Annotated in this window: 6 protein-coding genes and 1 pseudogene; 5 read left to right on the forward strand and 2 right to left on the reverse strand. The window is 45.1% G+C overall.

Translation table 11 applies throughout. The annotated features are described in order from the left end of the window. Window positions 1-127: 127 nt before the first annotated feature. The gene (locus A3762_RS03445; RefSeq protein WP_068475621.1) at window positions 128-730 is read left to right on the forward strand and encodes an FMN-dependent NADH-azoreductase; all 603 of its coding nucleotides are present in this window, start codon (window positions 128-130) and stop codon (window positions 728-730) included. Between the two features lie 66 nt (window positions 731-796). Here the strand turns inward: A3762_RS03445 and A3762_RS03450 are convergent, their stop codons facing one another. Continuing rightward, complete coding sequence (locus A3762_RS03450; RefSeq protein WP_068754099.1) at window positions 797-1,987, reverse strand: thiolase family protein; 1,191 nt, start codon at window positions 1,985-1,987, stop codon at window positions 797-799. Window positions 1,988-2,196: 209 nt separating this feature from the next. Between A3762_RS03450 and A3762_RS03455 the strand changes: the two genes are divergently transcribed. The 3 genes from A3762_RS03455 (at window position 2,197) to A3762_RS03465 (ending at window position 5,978) form a co-directional block, all read left to right on the forward strand. Further along, window positions 2,197-3,321, forward strand: a complete 1,125-nt coding sequence (locus A3762_RS03455; protein WP_068754101.1) for a phosphoserine transaminase — start codon at window positions 2,197-2,199, stop codon at window positions 3,319-3,321. Between the two features lie 110 nt (window positions 3,322-3,431). Next, complete coding sequence (locus A3762_RS03460; protein ID WP_068754103.1) at window positions 3,432-4,028, forward strand: LemA family protein; 597 nt, start codon at window positions 3,432-3,434, stop codon at window positions 4,026-4,028. Between the two features lie 21 nt (window positions 4,029-4,049). Continuing rightward, complete coding sequence (locus A3762_RS03465; protein WP_068754105.1) at window positions 4,050-5,978, forward strand: M48 family metallopeptidase; 1,929 nt, start codon at window positions 4,050-4,052, stop codon at window positions 5,976-5,978. Between the two features lie 177 nt (window positions 5,979-6,155). Here A3762_RS03465 and A3762_RS28580 read toward each other — a convergent pair. Beyond that, window positions 6,156-6,278: pseudogene (locus A3762_RS28580) on the reverse strand (antibiotic biosynthesis monooxygenase); the annotation flags it as partial. A 165-nt stretch (window positions 6,279-6,443) separates the two neighbouring features. Here A3762_RS28580 and A3762_RS03470 point away from each other — a divergent pair. Next, window positions 6,444-6,899, forward strand: coding sequence for a DUF3291 domain-containing protein (locus A3762_RS03470; protein WP_068754107.1), 456 nt, complete (start codon window positions 6,444-6,446; stop codon window positions 6,897-6,899). Window positions 6,900-7,444: the final 545 nt, after the last annotated feature.

Genomic DNA, 7,444 nt, shown 5'->3' on the forward strand with positions numbered 1-7,444 from the left:
GATTCATGTCATTATTTATTGTTCAAAAATTTTGATTATATAGCGCAAAAGTACCTGCTTATTCGTTTGAATACAATGCTTATACTTCTTATCAACGTTTAGTAAATCAAAGTTTGAGGAAGCCAAAATGGCTAAAAATATTCTTTCAGTAGCAGCAAGTGTTCAAGGTGAAAATTCAACTAGCCGTATGCTCGCCAATGAGTTGTTGGCAAATGAAAAGGTCGCGGGAAAGATCGCCAACGTCGTGGAGCGTGATGTTTCAAAAAACGATATTGCGTTCATTACAGGTGAGCACGTAGGTGCGTTTTATACACCCGCAGATGATCGATCAAATCAACAGAAATCATTGATCAGCCAAAGCGAAGAACTTGTTAAAGAGTTAAAAGAAGCAGACACCTTGGTGATCGCAACACCAATGTATAACTTTGGTATTCCAGCGTCACTAAAAGCATGGGTCGATATGATTTGTCGTGTTGGTGAAACTTTCCGTTACACAGAAAATGGCCCAGAGGGTTTGTTGAACATTGATACGATGTACTTAGTTGTTTCAACGGGTGGCGCGCCGGTAGGCAGTCCTGTCGATTTCGTTGTACCGTACATGAAGCAAGTTGCAGCATTTATCGGCGTAAAAAATGTTGAGGTGATTGCTGCGGATGCAACGAATGCGAATCGCGATGCTGCTTCTGAGAAAGCGCGTGCGAAAATTGAAGAACTAGCTGAATCGTTTTAGTCGGAAGCCGGGTTGTTGTTAGGAATATTGGGGTCGGAGTACATATGTACTCCGACCCCGAACTTATTAGATAAGTTCTAGTGTTACTGCAGTCGCTTCACCACCACCGATACACAAGCTAGCAAGACCTTTTGCCTTACCTTCTTTCTTAAGGGCGTAGATCAACGTAGCAATAATACGTGCGCCTGAAGCACCAACAGGGTGACCAAGTGCTACTGCACCGCCGTGAATGTTGATCTTCTCAGCTGGAATGTTGTGCGCATTCATTGCTGTCATTGCAACCATTGCGAAGGCTTCATTCACTTCGAACAAGTCAACATCAGCTGAAGCCCAACCTGTTTTGTTCAGTACTTTTTCAATAGCGCCACATGGTGCGTGCGTAAATTTCGCTGGAGCTTCTGCGTGAGAAGAAGTCGCACGAATTACCGCTAGTGGCGTTAAACCTTTTTCTTTTGCAACTTTTCCAGAACAAAGAATTACAGCTGCCGCACCATCAGAAATTGCTGATGAGTTAGCTGCAGTTACAACGCCATTCTTGTCGAATGCTGGACGAAGTGAAGGGATTTTTTCAGGGCGTGCTTGACCAGGAAGCTCATCCTTATCAAAAACAACTTCACCTTTACGCGACTTAACTGTGAAAGGAACAATTTCTTCAGCGAACCAACCTTCGTTTGTCGCTGTCTGAGCACGCTCTAGTGAACGCAAGGTGTACGCGTCCATGTCTTCACGGCTTAAACCATCTTCTTGGCTGTTTTCATCAGCAAACTTACCCATCAATTTGCTGGTGTACTTGTCTTCAAGTCCATCATAGAACATGTGATCTAGAAGCTCGCCGTGACCTAAACGGTAACCCGTGCGTGCTTTAGGAACAATGTAAGGTGCAAGCGACATGTTTTCTTGGCCGCCAGCAACCATTAACTCACAAGATTCTGCCTTGATCGCGTCAAATGCTTGCATCACTGCTTTCATGCCCGAACCACACATTTTGTTGATCGTTGTGGTTGGCACGCTTTCTGGGATGCCTGCGCCAAGTGACGCTTGTCGAGCTGGGGCTTGACCAACACCTGCTGGAAGAACGTGACCCATGATCACTTCATCAATATCGCTTGCTGCAATGCCAGCCTGCTCGATGCTCGCTTTAATCGCTGCTGCGCCAAGTTCTGGAGCTGGAGTTGTGCTTAGGCTGCCTCCGAAGCTACCCATTGCGGTACGTTTTGCTGCAACGATGACGACATCGTTATCTGAATATGCTGACATGTTTATTCCTATACATCAGAGGTTAATCGGATCGCTCTTTTAGAGGCGCGCTAGTTTAATGTAAGTAGCCCAATCAGGAAATAGTTGAGCAAAGTTTGTGCGCGTTATAATGGTTATGGCGCTCTGTTGATTCAGTGACTTAGCCCACGTCTGGTGATAGCATTGCCGGCCTGTTTTTAGCATCCCACTTATTGTTGTCTGGAGAGTATATGACTGGTTTTACTAAACCAAGCCTTAAGCCTGCTAACCCTAATTTTTCATCAGGCCCATGCAGTAAGCGCCCGGGTTACGACGTCAATAACTTAGATATCTCTACGCTTGGTCGTTCGCATCGTGCGGCTATTGGCAAAGACGCTTTAGGTCGTGCCTGCTCAGAAACAGCGCGTTTGCTAGGTTTACCCGAAGGTTACAGAGTTGGCATCGTTCCAGCTTCTGATACAGGTGCCGTTGAAATGGCTCTGTGGTCATTGCTTGGTGCTCGAACAGTGGATGTATTTGCATGGGAGTCGTTCGGTTCAACATGGGTGGCAGATATTCTCAACCAATTGAAGTTGGATGACGTGAACCACTACCACGCTGATTACGGCTTATTACCAGACATGTCGCGGGCTAACCCGAAGCATGATGTGGTATTTACATGGAATGGCACCACGGCAGGGGTAAAGGTGCCGAATGCCGATTGGATCGCTGATGATCGCGAAGGCTTAACCATTTGTGATGCTACGTCAGCGGTATTTGCTATGGACATGCCATGGGAAAAGCTAGATGTAGTGACTTACAGCTGGCAAAAAGTACTCGGCGGTGAAGGTGCGCATGGCATGTTAATTCTCAGTCCTAAAGCGGTTGAGCGCCTAGAGTCATACACGCCTGCATGGCCTTTACCTAAGATCTTCCGTTTGACTAAAAAAGGGAAGCTGGTTGAAGGTATTTTCCGTGGCGAAACAATCAACACGCCATCAATGTTATGTGTGGCCGATTATCTCGATGCACTTGCTTGGGTGGATAGTCTTGGTGGATTGCAGGGTGCGATTGATCGTTCTCAAGCAAACCTGACTGCCATTGAAAAGTTTGTCGCGGCAAATGACTGGATCGACTTCTTAGCGCAAGATCCAAATACCTTATCGAACACTAGTGTGTGTTTAAAATTGAATGCGACGCCAGAGCAAGTTAAAGCCATGATTAAACTTCTGGCTGACGAAAATGTTGCTTTTGATATCGGTGCTTATCGTGACGCGCCAGATGGTTTGCGTATTTGGTGTGGCGCGACGGTAGAGGCGAGTGACGTTGAGGCCTTAATGCCTTGGTTAGCTTGGGCGTATCAAGAAGTACAATAATTCATCAGTGTTTAGCATGTGACGCTAATCTCTATCTTAGTTGCGTGTCACGCTACACAGACTTCCATAAGTCATCTAGTCTTAAGTAATTACTTTAAGGAGAGTGTCTTATGGAAGTTTCAACCATCATTTCATGGATCGTTCTGATCTTTGTTGTTTTTTATATCGTTCGCATCTACAACAATTTAGTCGCGTTCAAAAATCAATATGAAAATGCCTTTTCGCAAATTGAGGTGCAATTAAAGCGACGCTACGATTTGATCCCTAACTTGGTTGAAGCAACTAAGGCGTATTTAAGCCATGAGAAAGAAACGCTTGAGGCTGTGATTAGTGCTCGAAACACCGCACTTGCCGGTTTGAAGGCTGCGTCTCAAAATCCCGCGAGTGCCTCAGCGTTAGGCAAATTAGCATCGGGCGAAGGCATGCTTCAATCTGCTCTCGGTGTGCTTAATGTTGCGGTGGAAGCGTATCCAGAGTTAAAAGCCAATGAGAATGTTGCACAACTTACCGAAGAGCTCACTTCTACTGAAAACCGAATCTCATTTGCGCGCCAAGCGTTTAATGATTCCGTCACACACTACAATGTGTTTCGTCAAAGTTTCCCGAACAACTTTTTCGCACCAACCTTTGGTCACAGCAAAGATGCAGCGTTGTTAGAGTTTGAAGACTCAGCAGCAATTCAGCAGGCCCCTAAAGTTAGTTTCTAAAAACTGTTTTAAGGATAAAACGTGAATTTCTACCTGGCACAGGAAGAAGCCCGAAAGCAGAGTCAGCGTTTGATTCTGCTTTTTTGTTTGGCTGTATTTGTCTTGGTCGTTCTAACCAATGCTTTGTTTGTCGTATTTGTTTGGTTTAGCGATATTGGTAACTTAGCGGGCACCCAGCGAATTAACGTTTCTAGCTTGCCTTGGTATCAAGCCTTGCTCGCGATCATTGATAATTTTGGTTGGGACAAGATCGCCATTGTTAGCGCGATTATTGTCAGTGTGATTGCGGTGGCTACGTGGTCAAAGTGGTCCGACTTAAGTAAGGGTGGCCATGTTGTCGCTGAACTTTTGGGTGGAAAGCGCGTAAACCCTGATACCAAAGAGCCACACGAGCGTCGCTTAATTAACGTCGTTGAGGAAATGGCGCTAGCTGCCAGCATGGCAGTTCCTCCTGTTTATGTACTAACGAACGAGCAAGGTATTAACGCCTTTGCGGCTGGAGTTAGTAGTGATGATGCGGTTGTTGCGGTTAGCCAAGGTGCCTTGATGCAGCTGAATCGTGATCAACTGCAAGGGGTTGTTGCACATGAGTTCAGCCATATTCTTAATGGTGATATGCGCTTGAATGTACGTGTTGTTGCGACGCTTCATGGCCTTACCATGATCAATGAAACTGGTCGAATATTAATGGAGGCAGGGTCACACCGAAGCTATCGTAGATCTTATGGATTCTCTAACTCCTCCAGAAAAAATAACGGCGGTCAGTTTGTTATTTTTATAGCAGGGCTAGCCTTGTGGCTTCTCGGTACGGTTGGGCAGTTTTTTGGTGAAGTGATTAAAGCGGCGCTTAGTCGACAGCGCGAATATTTAGCGGATGCTTCGGCGGTACAGTTCACGCGCAACCCGACCGGCATTGGTGAAGCGCTTCAGATTATTGGCGGCTACGGTAAACATTCTAAAATTGATAATCCACGAGCGCATGAACTAGGGCATTTCTTCTTCTCAGCTGCATTTAATAGTCGTCTGTTTGCTACGCACCCGCCAGTTGATGAACGTATTGAGCGTTTGCTGCCAAATTGGAATGGCCAGTATGTTGAGTCGACGGCTGAAGCTGAGCTTCGGAGTGAGTTTGGTGATCCAGTCATGGGGTTTTCTGGAGGCTCACTTCATGCGGAAGATTTATCGAAAGCTGTGCAATCTGAATCATCTGGAAGCAGCGATATAAGTTTTGAATTTCAGGAGCAAGCTGCTGCTGAACCGGCGTTTAACCTTAAGAGTTTATTGGAGCGTGTGCACACTTCCTATGACGCCAAAGGTGTGTATTACGCGTTTATTGGGCATGAGTCTGTTGCGACCAACGATTGGAGTGAACGGATCGCGCCCTTATCTTTATCGCAAAAATTAGATTTGCTCCGTGCGGCAATTCCATCGCTTAAAACTTTATCAAAGGAAGAGTACTCCGCATTTAGATCATCTTACCTTCAGGTCATTAGCGCAGATAAAAAACGTTCGTTATCAGAGTGGTTGGGTTTTGAGTTGTTTCGTAATCCATGTGATCGCTTTTTTGGCTTAGCTAAGCCGGTTAAGCCTAAGTACAAAAATATTGAGAGTATCGGCGGCTTTTACCGCATTGCCGTGACCAAATTCGTTCAAATGGGGACGAGAACAACTCGTGATCAATTGGCGGCTATTGAGGCCGCTGGTAAAGCGAGCGGTATTGACTTGGCTGGTACCAAGTTAGCATTGAATATTTCAACGAAAGAATTCACTACAGCCTGTAGTGAGCTGAAGAAAGCTTACCCTCTGCTGACGCCTCGATTGATAAAAGGTCTATTAGCGGCAGCTGAAGTGGATGGCAAGGTCTGTGAGATTGAGCAAAAACTTGTGTCGATTCTCGCTGCGATTTGGGATTTACCGCTTCCAACTTTGGAGATGTCCGAGGCTGCTTAAATCGAAGCAGGTACTTTTTACTGCTTCTCTGGTGAAAGCCTAAGTCTAGTTCTCATGATGTGCACGGCTGTCTGATGGTGCATTATCTCGCTCAACCATTGAGTAGTCACGAGATACCTCGGCCACGCGTAAACGATATTCTTTAAACACGCCTCCACGGCCTTTGGCTTGCGCAAAACGGTGGGCCTCTAGGTTTCGCCATTCCTGAATCGCCGCTTCATCTCGCCAGAAAGAGAGTGACAGTATCTTGTTCTCATCTACCAGACTGCCAAAACGTTCAATTGAAATAAAACCCTCAATAGTTTAAAGCATTGGTCTAAGTGATGCTGCAATGTCTAAATACTCTTGTTTCTTACCTTCGGTTGGGACAACTTCAAATATAATGGCGATCATTGTAAGTTAACTTCTTGCCTGTAGATTATGAAAAGACAATCTTAGCGCAGTGATGCATTCAAGGAAGGGGATATGGCGCAACTTGCACAAATAAATATCGCATATGGATTCGAAGAAGTAGATCATCCTTCAATGGTCGATTTCAAAGAAGCGATTGATCATATCAACATGCTTGCGGAAAGAAGTGAAGGCTTTGTTTGGCGCTTTCAAACCGAAGAGGGTGATGCAACCGCGGTACGTTTATTTGATGACCCAAAAGTGATTGTTAATATCTCGGTTTGGGAATCACTCGATGCTTTGAAGAACTACGTGTATCAAGGCGAGCACTTAGACATTCTTAAGCGTAAAAAAGAATGGTTCCAAAAAACCAAAGGCCCGCACCTGGCACTTTGGTGGATTGAAGATGGTGAATTTCCAACCGCTGAACAAGCGAAAGAGAAACTGGAATATCTAGCGAAGCATGGCCCAAACGAACATGTATTCAACATGGCTTGGGCTGGCAACATTAAGGTGCAACGACAGGAATAATTAAGGGTGGGTTTAGATTAAACTCAGTGATCAATCTTTTCGGGATTCGCTGCTCTAGAAGAAAAGTATCAATCTCCTCTCTAGTGGGCGCTTCTGGAAGAATATTGGACCATACATCACCGTTTCTGGTGCTCATCAAGTGGCCACTCAGGCAAGAAGTGACGGTTGTCGACTCAGAGCTCAAACTTGTATTTAGTTGATAGCAATCTTTATCGATTAAGCCATAGTAATTCCACTTTAAAGGACGTTTGATATCGTCAATATTAAATTCTGCAATCTTTAGTTTTCCAGTTTTGAATTTATTTCTCGGTCCTTACTTAATGGCATAGCCGCAACCTCCTGCAGTTTTTAGACAGCATAGAGCAATAACAGCTATTAAAAGGACAAAGACTAGAAGCTTCGACGTGGAAGCTGACGCTGCCGCAGTGGCATGAGCCTCTTGGGTGCATGCGCTTACCATTGATTAAATGAGCTTGCTCATAGTTATAGCGCGTTCGTTTTATTTTTATCTAATTCAATGAGTGACACGTCAATAAAAAATGGCC

The sequence above is a fragment of the Oleiphilus sp. HI0125 genome (assembly GCF_001635355.1).

Excerpts from the sequence above, each read along its gene's own strand:
- A3762_RS03445 (WP_068475621.1), top strand. The coding sequence starts at position 128 with ATGGCTAAAAATATTCTTTCAGTAGCAGCAAGTGTTCAAGGTGAAAAT.
- A3762_RS03450 (WP_068754099.1), bottom strand. The coding sequence starts at position 1,987 with ATGTCAGCATATTCAGATAACGATGTCGTCATCGTTGCAGCAAAACGT.
- A3762_RS03455 (WP_068754101.1), top strand. The coding sequence starts at position 2,197 with ATGACTGGTTTTACTAAACCAAGCCTTAAGCCTGCTAACCCTAATTTT.
- A3762_RS03460 (WP_068754103.1), top strand. The coding sequence starts at position 3,432 with ATGGAAGTTTCAACCATCATTTCATGGATCGTTCTGATCTTTGTTGTT.
- A3762_RS03470 (WP_068754107.1), top strand. The coding sequence starts at position 6,444 with ATGGCGCAACTTGCACAAATAAATATCGCATATGGATTCGAAGAAGTA.